Here is a 17,034-nt window from a genome sequence, read left to right as displayed (position 1 = left end):
TCTATGATGCTGTACTTTATAAAGACCCCCCTGTAGTCCCCCCTTGGTAAGGGGGGACGGCGATAGCCGGGGGGTTTATTCGTTGCACGATTACAGAAAAATGGTATTAATCCTTCTCCTTTTAGCCCACTGCATAATCAGTCATTTCACGCATGAAAGGAGGATGAAACCCTAGGACAATATCATGTTTTGGCACACCCAAATCGACTAATTCTGCCGCAATATCATGCTCTGTTGAATTGTAAAAAATCCAGATTTTATCATTCCGAATATCCAGATGCATTAAACAATGATGCACCCAGCGCCTATGGTGCCAACCTAGATGCACAACTTGATAGTGATTTCGCTGCGTATCAAAGATTGTCTCCACCTCGAACTCACCATAAGCTGGCTTAACCTCTGCATAATCTATCAACAATTTCTGCACAATTTGCTGATATTTGATTACTTTATCCGTTATTTCTGCCATTGTAAAACTTCCTCCACCTCAATATTGTAAACCATTATTTTTACAGCATTTTCTTGCAGCATTGATGCGGGAAAATCAAGTTGAAAGAAGCTATTATAGGTTAGATCTGGCACAGCTAGATAGAGAATGCGGTCAGGTTCTTCACGACGCAATGCCGCCCGATAGTTAATAAACTGAGTTGGTGCAGTATGAAACTCTGAAATTGCCGATGCACTAGCTAAAAAACTTTTGACTTCAACCGCAATTTTCTCATCGCCTCGCTCCGCAGCCAGTAATCTTTCTGCCCCCAAATCAATTTCCATCTCTACTCCACCGACTTTAATCCTAAGCGGATCATGAGTCACATTCCATCCATCCTTAATAAGAGCAGTCTTAACAACTTGATGAAACCGATCTTTAGCCACAACAGACGAGCCGAATCTAAAAGTGTAATTCAAATTTATCACACCAACTTGTCTCGTGTGATCTGGCGTAGCACACCTAATTTAGTGGATTTAGCATTGTAGGGGCGCACCGACGTGCGCCCATCAAACCGTCGGCTATCAACTGTCAAATTTATCCCAACTTTTTAGCTGTGTCAGTCCAGATCCAGCAGATCGCCCCAGCCCACGACACTGCTCCTGATCGCGAATCGGGAAATCTGCTATTTTTAGCAGAAATGACAAATTTATTGCACCGAAGAACTATTCATCCTTCATCGCTCTCCCACAACAGCATAGAGTTACAGCGATTGTGACGTGTTGCATCCCTAGAACCCCTACCTACCCCAGAGGTTATCTGCTACCAAGCAGAATGAGTAAGGACACGGCAATGCCGTGTCCCTACTGGTAACGAACTATCTAGATCATCTAAGCTAGGATTACTATAGTAACGTTTGCGGCAAAAACAAAATGAAAGGTAACTTAGTACCCAAGCCGATTCAATATCCTATTTCTTATCCTCAGGGGAATGATGACTGGGACTTGTCAGTTTACAACCGTAATGGTCAACGAATTCTCGATATTGAAGTTAAACCTAAACTCAATACATCGCCAGACTGGGCAGCACAATTCCGCCGCAATATTCTCGCACACGGAACGTTTTACAAAGCCCCCTATTTCCTGATGGTTTTTCTCGATCGCTTCTACTTATGGACGGGTGTTGATGCCCAATCAGATCAGAACCAACCCACTTACTCGATTGATGCACGCCCTATCCTTCAATCGTACTATGAAAAAGCTGGAATCACGGCTAAACAAATCAGTCGTCAGAGTTTAGAATTGATTATTGAATCATGGCTTTTGCCAGTAATGCATTCTGATAAATTCCCTGTAGAGATTGATGAATCTCAGCAATGGTTAGTTGATTCAGGACTATATGAAGCCATCGCTGGGGGTAAGTTTGATTATGAGGTTGTGGTGTGAATGTCTATGTCGAAACTAACTTTGTCCTGGAATTAGCCTTCCAGCAAGAAGAGTTTGAAAGCTGTGAACAAATTTTGCAACGTTGTGAAGCCAAACGGATACAACTGGTCATACCTGCCTATAGTTTGGCTGAACCCCATGAAAAATTAATTCGTCAAGAAACCAGCCGTAAGAAGCTTGAACAAGATCTTGTCAAGGAGTTAAATCAACTTAAACGCACAAAATCATATCATAGTCGTATTAGCAACATTGAAGACATTCCTATGTTGCTGATGCAGATTAATGAAGAGGAGAAACAGCGTTTTGTACAGTATCGAGAACGACTCTTGGAAAGTGCAGACATTATTGCACTGACTGCCGATATCCTCAGTGATGCAGCAAACTATGAAGTTGTTTACGGCTTAGAACCGCAAGATGCTATCGTGTATGCATCAGTTATTAGCCATTTGCGGCAGTATCAACCCCAAGTCTCATGTTTCCTCAACCGGAACACAAGAGATTTTGATGATCCTGATATTAGTAATGAAGTGAATCAATTCAATTGCCGGATGATCTGGAAATTCGATCAGGGTTATAATTTTATTCAATCACAACTGTCCTCATAAAAATTAGCTGTTGACTTGTATGAGCAATAGTCATGAATGTATTTACAATTGGTCATTCTAATCACACCATTGAGGCGTTTATCGCGCTCATCGAGTAACACGGGGTTACAGCCATTGCAGACGTGCGATCGCATCCCTACAGAGAAAAGCCGTAAAAATAATAGTAAATTTATAGTTAATAAATCACATCTCAAGCACGGTTGATGAATACATTTCGCGTTGGTATTGCAGGACCCGTGGGTTCCGGAAAAACCGCTTTATTGGATGCTTTGTGTAAGGCAATGCGGGCATCCTATCAAATGGCTGTCGTCACCAATGACATTTACACCCAGGAAGATGCCCAGTTTCTGGTAAACTCTCAAGCATTAGAGCGCGATCGCATCCGGGGTGTGGAAACGGGAGGTTGCCCGCATACGGCGATTCGGGAGGATGCATCCCTGAATTTAGCGGCAATTGAAGAGTTAGAACAGAAGTTCACCCCCTTAGATTTAGTCTTCTTAGAAAGTGGGGGGGATAACCTAGCCGCCACCTTTAGCCCAGAACTCGTTGATTTGACCCTTTACGTGATAGATGTCGCCGCCGGTGACAAGATTCCCCGCAAAGGCGGACCCGGAATCACTAAATCGGATTTATTGGTGATTAATAAAATAGACCTAGCGCCAATGGTTGGGGCTGATTTGGGTGTTATGGAACGAGACGCCAAAAAGATGCGAGGTGATAAGCCATTTGTCTTTACAAATTTAAAGACTCAGGACGGATTAGCAACCGTGATTGATTTTATCAAGCTCCAGATGGGGGATCTTGACAAAGGCGGTTTAATTTGCTAGTAAATCCGGTGAGAGAACCGGAGATAAAAACATTCAGTAGTTAGCCTGTCTTTATCCTACCCTTATCTATCGCCTGTTAATGGTGAGGAATGATACTTGATTAGATTTTATGTAGGGTGGGCAAGACTGTTCAAGGATAGAATAAGCTTTTCTAGGAGCGGGTAATTGCTCAGAATTAACTTTACTCCTTACTGGTAGATTAATTCCTCAAGTATTTTCTTGCGTATTTTTACCAGGTTCCTCTTAATTTAGTGAGTAAAATATCCGAAAATATTCCCTATTACTCTCGAATCTACAAAGCTAAACTGAGACAAAGTTTAGGCTGAAGTCAATGTTAAGTGATTTAGAACTCTGGTTATCCTTAAACGCCCGACGGTATGTCGATCTTTGCCAACAACCCCAGATTGATATCGAAGACATGGCATTTTTAGAGAATTTTAGAGTTTTGCAGAGGATAGTTGTTTCTCAACGGCAGACACAGGATGCTCGATTACCCGATTGGCAGCAGCTATCAACAGAACTCAATCGATCAGCATAATTTGTAGGAGTACAACATTATCCATCCGTATCAAGTTACAGGATAGCGGAGGTGAAAGCCCCCGCGCTTTAATCGGCTGAGTGTCAATAGACGGGTATTCTAGGAACGAGGAGCAATAATCCAGGAGTTTCCCACCTAAGAGGGATAACGTTAGCCTCAATCCAGGTTACATTTGTTTACAAAGGCAATTATAGATAACTAAAGCGGAGAATTGCACTATGACAAACCCATCAAATACACCAGCACCCGAAACCATTACCAGTCCCGAAGAACGCAATGCTTGGAAATTTGGCTTTAGCCCCCAAGCCGAAATTTGGAATGGTCGTCTAGCCATGCTAGGCTTCATTGTTGCCCTATTCGTTGAGTACTTTTCGGGTCAAGGAGTTCTGCACACATTAGGAATCATGTAAGCCTATTTGATGTCTCTGTGAGACAGCGTAGGGACACGATATCTCTATTGGTGTTAAGGTCAAAAATTTGTAATACCTTAACTTGACATCTTCCTAACCCTCTCCTTGTCAAGGGGAGGGTATTCTAATGGCTTTGGTTTCCCCCCTGGGAGTGTTTATCTTAATAGATTAACCGTTAAGGGTGTATCCCCGTGGTGTAATCATCCAATCTCCGTGAAGACGGGTACTTTGATTGCCAATGAGTACAGTGGTCAGCATGTCAATGGGAATATCGAGTAATTTGTCAAGTGTGGAAAGCGTGATTTCTTCATCCTCTCGATAAGCCGATCGCACGATCGCGACTGGGGTTTGGGGAGAACGGTATTGAAGTAAAATACGATGGGCGATTGTCAGTTGTTCGATACGGGTGCGCGATCGCGGATTATATAAAGCAATAACGAAATCCGCTTGAGCAGCAGCATTCAGGCGCTTTTCAATTACATCCCAAGGCGTCAGCAGGTTACTTAAACTAATCGCACAAAAATCATGCATCAGGGGCGCACCCACGCGAGACGCCGCTGCTTGCAGGGCGGTGATTCCGGGAAAAACTTGCACCCTTGGTGTCTTCCCATCCCACCCTTGGGCTTTTAGTTCCTCCAACACTAATCCCGCCATCCCGTAAATCCCACAATCCCCCGATGACACAACCGCCACCGTTAATCCCCACTGGGCTAACTCAATCGCCCGTTGCGCCCGTTGGCGTTCCTGGGTAATTGGCAGAGATTCAATAATTTGTCCAGGATGCAGAATCGGGGAAATTAAATCAATATAGAGAGAATAACCGATTACCGCATCAGCCTGAGAGAGTGCCGTTTTTGCGGCTGGCGTTATTTGGTCTAACTCTCCGGGTCCCATACCCACCAACAACAGTTGTCCAATTCTACCCGTATACTCTTGTTCCGCCACAGCAATCGCCACCGTTACCGCCCCGGGTTGATCATCTGCCCGAACAATTTGTTTTTTTACCAGTAGGTTCGTAGTCGGTACGTTAGTGCCAGAAGCGCTAAAGCGCTGACTACAAGCGCTAAAGCGTTCACTACAAACTAAGGCGGCGGCTTCTGCCACACTGGGACTACCCACTGCCTGATCCACCACCGTTGATGGCGTAGGCACCGTTACCGAACGCAACACCTTTGCCGGAAAGGTTCGCAAGGGAAAATCATGGGCTTGACAAAATTCCACCAATCCCACTTCCGAGGCTTTAATATCAATTGTGGCAATTCCCGCGATCGCACCTAGGGCTAGATGATACCGTTGACAGGTTTGAATGATCGCCGTTTCAATTAATTCTCTGGATGTTCCCCGTTCACAACCAATCCCCACCCATAATACCCGTGGATGCCATTGCACCTTGGGTAAATCAGAGTCTGGAGAAAAGCGACGCTGAGTAAAACTAATCCAAATCCGGGCATTAATTGGTTTTGGATTGGCTGAATTAACATCAACTGTCTCTTCATCAGCATCGAAAACAAAGGGATGTCCTGAGGGGAGATGATTTTGCCACAACTGAGAACCCACCTCTTGCATTACCTCAACCCGTTCACCTTTAGCTACGGCGGCGCTGACACCCGTCCAATCTCCCTCACCCCGTTGCCAACCGAAGGGAATACCTACCATATCGACAGCAGGTAAATTTAACCCTGTAGAACCCCCAGTTAAAATAGGAGTCGCCCCTAGTTGCAAGGCAATCATCCGCGTCAGTTGATCGGCTTTCCCTTGATGTCCACTGCATAAACTAATCACAAACTGCCCGGTTTCATCGACAACGATAACCGCTGGATCAGAGGATTTATCCTTTAAAAGCGGGGCAATCAGGCGAACCACCGCCCCCGTTGCTAATCCAAAAATAAAAGCGCGATGATTGTGCCAGAGGGAGGCGATATGGGATTTAAGAGAACCCTGATAGAACGATACTGTGGGACTATTGTTCTGTTCAGAGGTATGAAGAGACTCAGGAAGCCACAACGTCGCCCCGGCGCTACGGCACAGAGGCTGTAAGGTTTGGGCGGCGGTAGGAGTGGTTGCGATCGCCACTAGGGGATGAAAGTCTTGAAAAAGTAACACAGGTCTTTAGAATATCGATTTAATAATAGCAGTTAGTGGTCAGCAAGCCCTACTTATTACTTATGACCCTTCGCTTCGCTCAAGGTCATGCTGATTACTTCGGTGAATATGTCCATCTTCGATATGAATAATCCGATCCGCAATATCTAAAATCCGATTATCGTGGGTCACAAGTAGAATGGTGCATCCTTGTTGTTTTGCTAACTGTTGCATTAATTCCACTACCTTCCGCCCTGATTGACTATCCAAAGCTGCTGTGGGTTCGTCAGCTAGAACTAACTGAGGACGACTCACTAACGCTCGTGCGATCGCAACCCGCTGTTTTTGCCCGCCAGAAAGGTTATCCGGGTAGTGATTAAGATGATTGGTTAAACCCACTGTGGTTAATAGTGCGGTTGATTTCGCTACCGCCTCGACGGGAGAAATATCCGGGTGAAGTTCCACAGACATTTGCACGTTTTGGCAAGCCGTAAGACTCTTGAGTAAATTATGAGATTGAAAGATATAACCAATATGACGACGCACTTGCACCAGTTTTTCTTCAGTCGCACTGACAAGTTCCTGTCCTAAAACTTGAACAGAACCGGATTGGGGTGAACGTAAGCCGCCAATTAGCGTTAACAAGGTCGTTTTACCTGAACCCGAAGGACCTGTCACCAAGACAATTTCTCCCGGTAATAGTTCTAGGTTGATATCAAAGAGAATTTGTTTGCGGAGAGAACCTTTACCAAAGTAATGGTTTAGATTTTTAATCGAGACAACAGGAGATTTAGGTAATACGTGATAAGTCATAAATCATAAATCTATTATAATTTCATACATCTCTTGTAGGGGCGGGTTTAGGGACTAAATTTCGCTATTCACCAATAACGGAACAACAAAACCCGCCCTTTCCTACCAATAACAGAGCTTATTCACCCGCTAAAAAACATCCGCCGGATCAGCAGCTTTGAGTTTCCGCACAGCAATTGCCCCTGATACACAACACATCATAATTGTCAAGATTAGGATCGTTATCGTTTTGCTTAACGTCATTATCATCGGTAAACGAGTTGCTGCTTTGGTTAAACCATATAATCCCGACGCAATTACCATTCCCGGAATATATCCTAAAATTGCCAGAATCAGCGCTTCTTGGAAAACCACCATCAATAAATAACGATTGGTATAGCCCATGGCTTTGAGGGTGGCATATTCGGGTAAATGATCAGAAACATCGGTATAAAGAATTTGATAAACAATCACCGTACCGACAACAAACCCCATTACTGTCCCCAAAGTGAAGACAAAACCGATCGCGGTACTGGTTTGCCAGTAATTTTTTTCAAAATCGATAAATTCTTGCTTGGACAAAATTGTGACATCATCCGGAAATTCCTGTCTCATGTTAGTTAAAACATTTTGGATATTTGCTCCTGGTTGTAATTGAACGATACCAATATCAATGAGTCCCTTATCTCGTCGCGGAAAAATCCGCAAAAAATTGAGATCACTTGTAACAATATTTCCATCGGCAGCAAATGAAGCGCCTAGACTAAATAATCCTACCACTCGGATGCGGCGGTCTTCTACTTCTGTCGTTACCTCTTCGTTTTGACGAAAGAGTTGAGAAATTGAACCATATTCAGGTCGAGAAGTGTCATCGAATAACACTCCATCTTCTATTTTTATTTTATTCAAATTTTGGTTGACATCCGGTAGGTCTAATACTGGGTTAGCTGGATTAAACCCCAAAACCATAATGGCACGAGTTGCTCGAGTTTGCGGATTTTTCCATAACCCAAAATCCATATAGAGTGGACTAATGGATTGAACCCCCTCAAAGCCCAACGCTTGATATAATCGCCGCTGGGGAAAACTTTTCATGGCGATAGCTGCGGTAGACTGAGGGCTAATCAGAAAAATGTCACCTTTTAACTTGTTATGTAGGGTTACATTACTTTCAAACAAGGCATCGCGGAAACCAAGCTGCATAAACATTAAAATATCAGCAAAGCCAATTCCCGCGATCGCGACCAATAATCGGATTTTTTCGCGGCTTAGTTGTAACCAAGCGAGTGGAATTTTCATTGAAGTTTCGAGGGTTGAGTTTTGAGTGTTGACCCTTCACGTTGTTTGAGGGTATGGTATTAAATTTTAAGGGGTGTGTAGGGGCAGGCTTTACTATTATCATTTATTGCCTTACCCTGATGTAACTAAATCCGCCGCGACTTAATCCTTCGCTTCGCTAAAGGACATAGTTGTCAATTAATTCAACTCTGATTCAAGGAAGATTTCTACGATAACTTTTGAATTAGTTAAGCCAGTAACTTTTTGGCTATCTTCTGGACGGAGACGAATATTCACTTCCACGACTCTGGCATCAACATCAGCAGCCGGATCGGTATCCAGAATATCTTTTTTGCCGATCTTTAGTCCAATTTGGCTGACATTTCCTTGCAGTTTTTTCTCAAATGCTTTGCCTTCGCTACGGATGGCAACACGTTGTCCGAGACGTACTTGGCTAATATCGCTTTCGTAGACTTCAGCAACCACTATCATCTCGTCTGTTTTTCCAAGTTCAACAATTCCTTCCCCTTCTTTAATAGTTTCTCCAGCCCGGGTATTAATCTCTAAAATTCGACCATCTTCTGAAGCCCGCACATAAGCTAATGAATCTAAATCAGCTTGGGCTTGTTCAACGGCAGCTAGTGTACTTTCCACTTCAGCTTCGGCTTTTTTAATATCAACCGGACGAATTTCTTTAATCTCTTCGAGGCGGGCTTCTTCTTCTTTAATCCGAGCTTCTAGAATAGCGATTGTTTTATTGCGGTTGACTCTGGCTTCTTCTAGCTGTTCGTTAAGATTAGCGATGGTTTGAGCTTTGTTTGCTTCGGCTTGAATTAGATTCGCCTGTTGTTGACTGAGGTTTTCTTGTGCCTCACTCAGGCGTTCTAGGGCTGTTTCCACCCTCAAACGGCGACTTTCTAATTCTGAGGTAGAAATGGCTCCATCTTCGGCTAACTGCTGATAGCGGGCAAAGTCGTTGTCAGCGTTACGTTTTTCTGCCTCGAGTCGTCTAATCGTAGCTTCTTGACCTTTAACGGTGGCTTGTTGGGCTTGAATCGTGGCTTCTTGAGCTTTGGTGGTTTCTCTCAGTTCAGTTTCTAAGCGATTAATTTTGCTCTGTTGGGCTTTTGTTTCTCCCTCTAATTCTTTTTCCAGGCGATTAATGGTTTCCTGTTGGGCTTGAATTGCACCCGCTTTAGCACCTGCTTTCACTCGTTCCAGATTGGCTTGAGCAATTTCAACTTGTTTTTTAGCCAGATCGACAGCCGCTTGCAAGCGATCGCGGTTATCCATAATCGCAATCACTTGATTTTCCCGAACGCGATCGCCTTCCGAAACCAGTAATGCTTCCACTACACTAGCGCCCTCCAGCGATGTGGGAGCGGATATTGTGATTACTTCGCCAGCCGGTTCCAAGCGCCCTAAGGCAGTTACCGCTTCGATTGCGGGTGTCGCCGTCGGCTGTGAATGTGATTGAGTTGGACGCAGTTGAGTCTGATTTAGGCTGTAAATCGCCGCCACTCCAGTCGCCAGAGTTCCACCCACAGCCAGCGCGATCGCCCAACGAGTTATCGGTTTTGAAAATAGTCCTTCGTCCATCCCTGGTTTATGCCCCATATCGTCCTAAGATAAATAGGATTAATCTCTAGAATTCGCGCCCCTCCTTCAGTTATAGACGCTCGGAGTAAGGCACGTCTAATAGGATAGGGGAAATGGAAGAGATGGAAGAGATGTCTGAATCAACGAATGACAAAAGCCAAAGGACAAATGACAAAGGATAAATGACCAATCACATCGATGGCAAGTCAAACAATACCGTTGTCATATAATACTCTGCCCAATCCGCACCAAATGCTTTTTCTAGGACACGACGGGTTTTATCATTCTGCTGCTGCTTGGTGCAATAATAATGCTGACCCGCTAAAACTTCTGCTTGGTCTTCAGCCGAAATCGGTGTCGCATTAACCGCCTGAGTACAATGAATTTGCAGAAAATTCTCTACTCGCGATAAAAATTGGTGTTCCTCTTCAGGGGTGTTGGGTCGAATAAAAATGCAAAATTCAGAGAAAATATCGCCCCACTCTGGTAATTCACGGACATCTTGGAAATTAGGGGTAGGTAAAGCGTTTAACGGTTGACGGTAAATGTCAGGTAAGATACGCTGAGCATTCACTGGAGAAAGGTCTGCGATCGCGGCACTGATTTTCCCGCGTCCGCCGACTAGATCGCAGCCGAACATGGGTAGGTCATACTCTGGGCGAGGGAACATAACACAGTGGAGAATGTCAAGCATTGTTCCCACTTTTGCTAGTTCCAAGTGTAGTTTGCGAAACTGTGGTGTTTGATAACAACAGTTTTCAATCGTGAGTTTCTCACCCTCTAGACGTCCTTCTACATAGCCTAAATCAGCAGGAAGCTGATAGGGCGACAAATCCAGGTAACGCCGCCAGTTAGCTTCAATACAGTCGGCTAATTGGCGAATCAGGGGGTGTTGTTGCTCTCGCAGGGAAGGCTTGGTAGTTACTGACATTCCTTGAACCTAAACAATTAACCTCAACCAGTCAGGATAAGGCAGTAGGTCTAGGATATCAGCTTCTGATTCCGTTGGGATAGCCATAATCTTAGTCCCTGTCTCTGTCCACTTATAGGTTGTAGCATTGTCAACCGCGATCGCACAGCGTAGATATCGTAAGGGTAGGGCTTTGATACAATGAAGTGGTCAGCTAGTTGCTAGATGTTTCCGTAAGCTACCTCCTTTGAAGTAATAAAGTAAGTTTAGGCTTGGTAATACTATGAAATATCCCCGAATTTACAAAGCTAAAGCCGCTAATGATACTACTTTAATTGTTGAATTTACCAATCAAGAGATTAAAAAATACGATATTCGTCATCTTTTAGATATCCCCATGTTTTCTCCACTCCGGCAACCCGCTTTGTTTAAGAATTTTAAGGTTGAGCGAGAGGGATATGGAATTGTCTGGAATGAGGAGATTGATATTAGCGAGTATGAGATCTGGAAGAATGGTGTGATGGTGGAAAGCGAAGACTTAGCTGGTGTAAGGTGGCTCGAAGAACCTGGAAATCCCCAAAGTGGTGCAGCTCCTTCGTTAGCTCAGGAAGTCGGCAATGATGTCAATATAGGTAAGCAGAGTAGATAGGAGTAGACGAGTATGTTTGGCTTAGGATGGCCCGAAGTGGCGATTATCGGAATTGTCGCCCTGGTAATTTTTGGTCCCAAGAAGATCCCAGATATGGGTCGCGCATTAGGAAAAACGCTTAAAGGTTTTAAAGAAGAGATGAATACTCCAACTTCTGAGGAGGATGATACGGACTAGAGTTGATTTATCGGTGGGGAGGGCGGGTTTTGTTGTGGATTTATCGGTGGATGTCTAATTTAGCGGCTAAACCCGCCCCTACAAATTTTGCCTAAACCCGCCCCTCAAACAGGCTTTCTCTTTTGGCTGCTGCTTCTGCCAAAGAGGGGAATTATTGAGCCGAAGGCTTAATTCGAGCCATTTCCGCCATCCTTCTTGATTGGTAATTCTGGAGTCTCAATTAAATCAGTCATCGCTTCAGTCAAGGCTTTGGGGTCCATGAATACGATTTTGGAGTTGTTACTTTCTCCCAATTTTTCGTTCGCTTCTACATAACGAGTGGCAATCAAATACTTGAGTACATCTTGACTGTTCGGCTTTTCGAGCAGCGCTTTTGAGATCATCTCTAGGGATTTCACCGTTCCCTCTGCTTGGGCGATCGCGGCTTCTCTCTCCCCCTCTGCCTCATAAATCGCCGCTTTTTTCTTACTTTCTGCGGCTCGTTCCTGTTCCAAGGACTGTAGCACAGTCTGAGGGGGTTTAATTTCTTGGAGTTCCACACGGATAACCTCTACCCCCCAACTATCGGCAGCTTCCTTGAGGTAAACAGACAAATTTTCATTGATCTCAGAACGGGATGAATAGGTTTGATCTAAATTCATTCTGCCAATCTCCGACCGTAATGCCGTGAGCACTAAATTTGTAATTGCCTCCTTGACATCTTCAACATCGTAGTAGGCTTTATAGAGGTTGTTGATTCTCCAGAACACCACTGCATCGACTTCCAAAGAAATATTGTCTTTCGTGATTGCCTGCTGGGGTTCGGTGTCTAAAACTTGCTCACGAGTGGTTTCTTCTACAGCAATGCGCTCAGTCACCAGCCAAACCTGTCGGAGACCGGGTTGTAGGGTTTTCTTATATTTCCCAAATCGTTCAACGATCGCCTGATTGCCCTGATTGATGACTTTGATTGAACCGAGATAGTAGCCGCCGCCGATTAAAAACAGTGCGAAAAAATATGAAAGAAGAGATCCCATGTTTTTAAACTCTCACTAAAAGGATAAGGCGCGGATTAGGGTTGCCCCGTTTTGCCAAATGAGGCTTTTCCTCCAGCCGCTTTGTCTGGCAGCAAATGTTACCTACTATTTACTCTCAGGCAAGACACCAGATAAAGAGGGACAATTCCCACCACCAGTGAAACATCCTTAGCTCATGCCAGAATGAGACGCCGGATTTAACCCGATTATCTCAGCATTTTAGCGGAATTTTGGCAAAATTTTGCCATCGGCATAAACCAGTTTCCCTGTAGCTGCTAGGTTAACAAGAGAAATATGTCCATGATCGACCTGTGAACCGTCTTATTCAAAAAATCCAATCCAGCTTGCTCAATCTCCTTGGCTCTGCTATTGAGGTCTTACCGGGGCTTATCGGCGGAGTGATCGTTCTCCTGTTGACTCGCTACGCCGCCGAAGCTGCCCAGCAAGTCACCGCTAAAATAGGAGAGCGTACAATCCGCAACTCATCGCTGCAACTGCTGCTGTCGAAAGTCAGTTATGTGACAACGTGGGTTCTTGGCATTTTAGCCGCTAGTGTTATTGCCTTTCCTGGCTTGCGCCTGGGTGACATTATCGCGGCGCTGGGGTTGGGTTCAGTCGCCGTTGGGTTTGCCTTTCAAGATATCTTCAAAAACTTCTTAGCTGGGGTGCTATTACTGGTGCAAGAACCGTTTCGCCTCAATGATCAGGTGATTATTGGGGACTATGAAGGAACGGTGGAGAGGATTGACATCCGTACCACCCAAATTCGTACCTATCAAGGCGAACGCATTCTCATGCCAAATGCAACGGTATTTACCAGTGCGGTGCAAGTCAGAACCGCCTACGGACGACGACGAACGGATTTAGGTGTTGGCGTTGACTACAATACTCCCTTGTCTGAAGCGGCTGAACTGCTCAAGCAAACCATTACTCAGGTCGAGGGCGTCTTGTCCCAGCCCTCACCAGAAATCGATTTAGTCAGCTTTGGCGACAGTTCCATTGATTTCGTTGTCCGCTATTGGACGTTACCCCAGCAGCAACGAGTACGTCAGGTGCAAACTCGATCGATTATGGCGATTAAAAAAGCCTTTGATCACGCCGACATCAATATTCCCTATCCTATTCGCACGCTTTATTTCTATGACCAGCAACGGTTCAATGATTATTTACCCCCTTCCCCAGATGAAGCTTCTAACTGACAACGGTTAAGATTGAATATGTGTATCGATACCTTTTGTTCTACAAACCCTACGATGTCTTAAGTCAGTTCACGGATAGGGAGGACAGTCCCCGTCGAACGCTCAAAGACTATATTCCGGTGTCGGAGGTTTACCCCGTCGGACGCCTTGACCGAGACAGCGAGGGATTGCTCTTGTTGACCAATCATGGACGCTTGCAGCACCGTCTCTCTAACCCGCGCTTTCGACATCCCCGTACCTATTGGGTGCAAGTGGAACGTATCCCCGATGAAGCTGCCTTGAATCAATTGCGCCAGGGTGTAGTGATTAAAGATTATCAGACCAGAAAAGCTCAAGTGCAGCGATTATCACAAGAACCCGATCTACCCCCCCGCGATCCCCCGATTCGCTTTCGCAAAACTGTACCGACTTGCTGGTTAGAAATCACCTTGACCGAAGGGCGTAACCGTCAAGTACGGCGCATGACAGCAGCCGTGGGATTTCCCACCTTACGATTAATACGGGTCGCGATCGCTCATCTGCGTCTGGATGGGTTACAACCGGGTCAGTGGCGTGATTTAACGCCCCCGGAACTTGTCTCTCTCCAGAAACTGGTGAAGTTTTGAGTGTTCCAGACATGCTTTGGCAGCGTCTGTAGGAGCGGGTTTTACCGATAACGTTTGGGAGACATCCCTTATTACAGACGCGCCATGGCGCGTCTCTACACTAAACCCACCTTGGTTGAGTTTTAAGGTAACTCCCTTGTCAATGCGGCTCTCCTGCGCCTTTGCACTCGATCACAACTCCCTTAAAAGCTGCAACCTTTGATTCTGGCGTGGCAAACTAGATGGCAGCAAGCTTATAATCCCAGCCTTAGAAACCCGATAGGAATTGAGGAAGTTCCGTTATGTTAATTTGTCCCCAGTGTCATTTTGAAAACCCGAATACTCACAAGTTTTGTCAGCGATGTGGAACTTCCTTGATCCATAAACTGTGTCCTGAATGCGATACCCAAGTTCCCGTTAATGCTGAAACCTGCCATAATTGCGGTGCGTTTACGGGAACGGTTTGGTGGGCAATGATTGCCAAAGAGCCAGAGTATGGCGTAACCTCAACCTCGGCTCCAGAGGATGCTTCCACCGATTCTGAGCCAATGGCTAGCCCAATGGATCTGGAGTCCTCGACTCAACCCACACCAACCCAAGAGAGTGAATCAACATCCGCCGCAATTCCCGATGATCCCAAAGCCGATTCTGAGGCGCTGTCTCAGGAAACGGATCAGCCAGAAACGGCAAAGAGTTCGATGTTAACGGCACAATCCACAGCTGAATCTGATCAAGAGGCTCAAGCCACATCACAGACGGATCAGGTAGAGCCAAACTCAACCGAAGCTTCATCGACAGCGACATCTGAGGCAAGTGATGCCTACACTGCTCCCCCGATCGCCTATCTGGATGCTCAACAACGTTACCGACTTATCGAACCCCTAAATCGCGACACCTTAGCGAATGCCCCCGCCGGATCGGAAACGTTTGTCAAAGTGTTGGACTGCCAGCCCTTTCAGAAATCACTTCTGGAAGCCCTACTGGAACAACAATCAGAGAAATCTCCGTCCCAATCCTCGTCAATCCTGGGAATTCCGGCGATCGCAAAACCCTATGTGGCGTTGAAACAAAACCATTACCCGACTGTGCCAGAGGTTCATGATGCGTGGCAGCAGGATAATCAGGCGGTGATGTTACTTGAAGATCGCTCAAGCTGGCAGCTTCTCAGTGACTTGTGGGGCAGTGAAGCGTTATCGACCTTACAGTTATTGTATTGGCTTGATGAAATGGCACGACTTTGGCAGGCACTTGAACCGTGGAATTGTCGCCAAAGTCTACTAGAAATCACCAATTTACGAGTCGATGAAGACCAGGTGTTGGGGCTAGAGCGCCTCTATCGTGATCCGGAAGACGATCCACCAATCTTAGAGGATTTGGGGCAGATGTGGCGGTTGTTATTTAATCAGTCGCAACGGACTCAACTGACCTCATTGGGGACGGTATTTCGGCAGATGTGTACCCAGGAAATTACCACGATTGACCAATTGCGATCCGAGTTAGAAGCGATCGCTCACGCTGAAGAAGAAGCACAAGAAGAACAGGCAACGGCAGTTACCTTAGATATGGCTGAACCCCTGTCTGAAGAGGCGATGAGTTTTCTGGAAATGCCCACAGCAGACGTGGGTAGCTACGACGATGGTGGTCCTACGGTTGTTCTACCCATGCAATTACTCAGCCTTGACGATGTTGGCTGCACGGATATTGGTCGTCAACGGGATCACAATGAAGACTGCTTTGGTATTCAGGCACAGGTGAAAAAGCACGAAACCCCCATAGGTCGAACCTTAGACGCTCGCGGTCTTTATATCCTCTGTGATGGAATGGGTGGACATGCTGCCGGAGAAGTGGCGAGTTCTATGGCGGTGGAGAAGCTGGAGGCGTATTTTCAAGACCATTGGCAAGATGAGTTACCCACAGAAGAAAGTATTCGCGAAGCGGTGCGCTTAACTAACCAGGACATTTATGATGTCAACCAACAAAATGCGCGATCAGGCAGTGGTCGTATGGGGACAACTTTGGCAATGATGTTGGTTCAGAATACCAACGTCGCGATCGCCCATGTTGGCGATAGTCGTCTTTATCGGTTAACCCGAAAAGGTGGTTTAGAGCAACTCACCGTAGACCATGAAGTCGGTCAACGGGAAATGAAACGCGGCGTAGAAGAAGCGATCGCCTATTCTCGCCCGGATGCTTATCAACTCACTCAAGCTTTAGGACCCCGCAGCGACCAGTTTGTTAATCCTGACATCAATTTTTTGGAACTGAATGAGGATACCTTATTCGTTCTATGTTCCGATGGGTTGTCCGATAATGAACTTATCGAGAATAACTGGCAGACCCACCTGGCTCCTTTGCTCAGTTCTCGCGCTAACCTTGAGCAGGGTATCCTACAGCTAGTTGACCTAGCCAATGAGCAGAATGGTCATGACAACATCACAGCGATACTCATCCGAGTAAAAGTGCGACCTAATTTTCAGCAACGGAGTTGGTGATTGA

Annotated in this window: 18 protein-coding genes; 10 read left to right on the top strand and 8 right to left on the bottom strand. The window is 45.6% G+C overall.

Going from position 1 to position 17,034, the window contains the following annotated elements; all coding sequences use genetic code 11:
* Positions 1–121: 121 nt before the first annotated feature.
* Both RID53_RS06005 and RID53_RS06000 read right to left on the bottom strand, forming a co-directional pair.
* A complete protein-coding gene (locus RID53_RS06005) occupies positions 122–469 on the bottom strand; it encodes an element excision factor XisI family protein (RefSeq protein ID WP_446387252.1) in 348 nt (115 codons plus the stop codon).
* On the bottom strand, positions 457–873 hold the full coding sequence (locus RID53_RS06000; protein ID WP_446387251.1) for a XisH family protein: 417 nt from the start codon (positions 871–873) through the stop codon (positions 457–459). Before RID53_RS06000 ends, RID53_RS06005 begins: the two co-directional genes overlap by 13 nt.
* Before the next feature lie 486 nt (positions 874–1,359).
* Between RID53_RS06000 and RID53_RS05995 the strand changes: the two genes are divergently transcribed.
* The 5 genes from RID53_RS05995 (at position 1,360) to RID53_RS05975 (ending at position 4,252) form a co-directional block, all read left to right on the top strand.
* Positions 1,360–1,872: a hypothetical protein gene (locus tag RID53_RS05995; RefSeq protein ID WP_446387250.1), complete on the top strand. Its 513-nt coding sequence runs from the start codon at positions 1,360–1,362 to the stop codon at positions 1,870–1,872.
* Positions 1,869–2,477, top strand: a complete 609-nt coding sequence (locus tag RID53_RS05990; protein ID WP_446387249.1) for a PIN domain-containing protein — start codon at positions 1,869–1,871, stop codon at positions 2,475–2,477. Before RID53_RS05995 ends, RID53_RS05990 begins: the two co-directional genes overlap by 4 nt.
* A 203-nt stretch (positions 2,478–2,680) precedes the next feature.
* Positions 2,681–3,304 (top strand): urease accessory protein UreG, encoded by a 624-nt coding sequence (gene ureG, locus RID53_RS05985; protein WP_446387248.1) that lies wholly within the window; start codon positions 2,681–2,683, stop codon positions 3,302–3,304.
* Positions 3,305–3,635: 331 nt separating this feature from the next.
* Positions 3,636–3,842, top strand: a complete 207-nt coding sequence (locus RID53_RS05980; RefSeq protein ID WP_006105544.1) for a hypothetical protein — start codon at positions 3,636–3,638, stop codon at positions 3,840–3,842.
* Positions 3,843–4,060: 218 nt separating this feature from the next.
* Entirely contained in the window at positions 4,061–4,252 is a 192-nt protein-coding gene (locus tag RID53_RS05975; protein WP_446387247.1) for a chlorophyll a/b-binding protein, read from the top strand.
* Between the two features lie 168 nt (positions 4,253–4,420).
* On the opposite strand, the gene cobJ is transcribed toward RID53_RS05975, so the two are convergent.
* From cobJ to RID53_RS05950, 5 genes are all read right to left on the bottom strand, one after another.
* A complete protein-coding gene (gene cobJ, locus RID53_RS05970) occupies positions 4,421–6,355 on the bottom strand; it encodes a precorrin-3B C(17)-methyltransferase (RefSeq protein WP_446387246.1) in 1,935 nt (644 codons plus the stop codon).
* Between the two features lie 60 nt (positions 6,356–6,415).
* Positions 6,416–7,147 carry a DevA family ABC transporter ATP-binding protein gene (locus RID53_RS05965; RefSeq protein WP_446387245.1) on the bottom strand — a complete coding sequence of 244 codons (732 nt, stop codon included), beginning with the start codon at positions 7,145–7,147 and terminating at the stop codon, positions 6,416–6,418.
* A 129-nt stretch (positions 7,148–7,276) separates the two neighbouring features.
* A complete protein-coding gene (gene devC, locus RID53_RS05960) occupies positions 7,277–8,425 on the bottom strand; it encodes an ABC transporter permease DevC (RefSeq protein WP_446387244.1) in 1,149 nt (382 codons plus the stop codon).
* Positions 8,426–8,602: 177 nt separating this feature from the next.
* Complete coding sequence (locus tag RID53_RS05955; RefSeq protein ID WP_446387243.1) at positions 8,603–10,021, bottom strand: HlyD family efflux transporter periplasmic adaptor subunit; 1,419 nt, start codon at positions 10,019–10,021, stop codon at positions 8,603–8,605.
* A 172-nt stretch (positions 10,022–10,193) separates the two neighbouring features.
* A complete protein-coding gene (locus RID53_RS05950) occupies positions 10,194–10,934 on the bottom strand; it encodes a phycocyanobilin:ferredoxin oxidoreductase (protein WP_446387242.1) in 741 nt (246 codons plus the stop codon).
* A 262-nt stretch (positions 10,935–11,196) separates the two neighbouring features.
* On the opposite strand from RID53_RS05950, the gene RID53_RS05945 reads away from it, so the two are divergent.
* The gene (locus RID53_RS05945; RefSeq protein ID WP_446387241.1) at positions 11,197–11,562 is read left to right on the top strand and encodes a DUF2442 domain-containing protein; all 366 of its coding nucleotides are present in this window, start codon (positions 11,197–11,199) and stop codon (positions 11,560–11,562) included.
* Between the two features lie 12 nt (positions 11,563–11,574).
* Entirely contained in the window at positions 11,575–11,739 is a 165-nt protein-coding gene (tatA, locus tag RID53_RS05940; protein WP_446387240.1) for a twin-arginine translocase TatA/TatE family subunit, read from the top strand.
* A gap of 167 nt (positions 11,740–11,906) precedes the next feature.
* Here tatA and RID53_RS05935 read toward each other — a convergent pair whose 3' ends face one another.
* Positions 11,907–12,755: an SPFH domain-containing protein gene (locus RID53_RS05935; RefSeq protein WP_446387239.1), complete on the bottom strand. Its 849-nt coding sequence runs from the start codon at positions 12,753–12,755 to the stop codon at positions 11,907–11,909.
* Between the two features lie 311 nt (positions 12,756–13,066).
* On the opposite strand from RID53_RS05935, the gene RID53_RS05930 reads away from it, so the two are divergent.
* The 3 genes from RID53_RS05930 to RID53_RS05920 all read left to right on the top strand — a co-directional run bounded on the left by RID53_RS05930 (position 13,067) and on the right by RID53_RS05920 (position 17,030).
* Entirely contained in the window at positions 13,067–13,954 is an 888-nt protein-coding gene (locus tag RID53_RS05930; protein WP_446387238.1) for a mechanosensitive ion channel family protein, read from the top strand.
* Between the two features lie 35 nt (positions 13,955–13,989).
* Positions 13,990–14,559 carry a pseudouridine synthase gene (locus RID53_RS05925; RefSeq protein WP_446387237.1) on the top strand — a complete coding sequence of 190 codons (570 nt, stop codon included), beginning with the start codon at positions 13,990–13,992 and terminating at the stop codon, positions 14,557–14,559.
* A gap of 281 nt (positions 14,560–14,840) precedes the next feature.
* The gene (locus RID53_RS05920; protein ID WP_446387236.1) at positions 14,841–17,030 is read left to right on the top strand and encodes a serine/threonine phosphatase; all 2,190 of its coding nucleotides are present in this window, start codon (positions 14,841–14,843) and stop codon (positions 17,028–17,030) included.
* The last annotated feature ends 4 nt before the right edge of the window (positions 17,031–17,034 follow it).

The organism is Coleofasciculus sp. B1-GNL1-01 (genome assembly GCF_040220235.1).
GTDB lineage: Bacteria > Cyanobacteriota > Cyanobacteriia > Cyanobacteriales > Coleofasciculaceae > Coleofasciculus.
The sequence above is the reverse complement of the archived record's forward strand: the minus strand, read 5'-3'. Positions and strand labels throughout refer to the sequence as shown.

Excerpts from the sequence above, each read along its gene's own strand:
- RID53_RS05965 (WP_446387245.1), bottom strand. The coding sequence starts at position 7,147 with ATGACTTATCACGTATTACCTAAATCTCCTGTTGTCTCGATTAAAAAT.
- RID53_RS05975 (WP_446387247.1), top strand. The coding sequence starts at position 4,061 with ATGACAAACCCATCAAATACACCAGCACCCGAAACCATTACCAGTCCC.
- devC (WP_446387244.1), bottom strand. The coding sequence starts at position 8,425 with ATGAAAATTCCACTCGCTTGGTTACAACTAAGCCGCGAAAAAATCCGA.
- RID53_RS06005 (WP_446387252.1), bottom strand. The coding sequence starts at position 469 with ATGGCAGAAATAACGGATAAAGTAATCAAATATCAGCAAATTGTGCAG.
- ureG (WP_446387248.1), top strand. The coding sequence starts at position 2,681 with ATGAATACATTTCGCGTTGGTATTGCAGGACCCGTGGGTTCCGGAAAA.
- RID53_RS05955 (WP_446387243.1), bottom strand. The coding sequence starts at position 10,021 with ATGGGGCATAAACCAGGGATGGACGAAGGACTATTTTCAAAACCGATA.
- RID53_RS05935 (WP_446387239.1), bottom strand. The coding sequence starts at position 12,755 with ATGGGATCTCTTCTTTCATATTTTTTCGCACTGTTTTTAATCGGCGGC.
- RID53_RS05950 (WP_446387242.1), bottom strand. The coding sequence starts at position 10,934 with ATGTCAGTAACTACCAAGCCTTCCCTGCGAGAGCAACAACACCCCCTG.
- RID53_RS05980 (WP_006105544.1), top strand. The coding sequence starts at position 3,636 with ATGTTAAGTGATTTAGAACTCTGGTTATCCTTAAACGCCCGACGGTAT.
- RID53_RS05920 (WP_446387236.1), top strand. The coding sequence starts at position 14,841 with ATGTTAATTTGTCCCCAGTGTCATTTTGAAAACCCGAATACTCACAAG.
- tatA (WP_446387240.1), top strand. The coding sequence starts at position 11,575 with ATGTTTGGCTTAGGATGGCCCGAAGTGGCGATTATCGGAATTGTCGCC.
- RID53_RS05995 (WP_446387250.1), top strand. The coding sequence starts at position 1,360 with ATGAAAGGTAACTTAGTACCCAAGCCGATTCAATATCCTATTTCTTAT.
- RID53_RS05945 (WP_446387241.1), top strand. The coding sequence starts at position 11,197 with ATGAAATATCCCCGAATTTACAAAGCTAAAGCCGCTAATGATACTACT.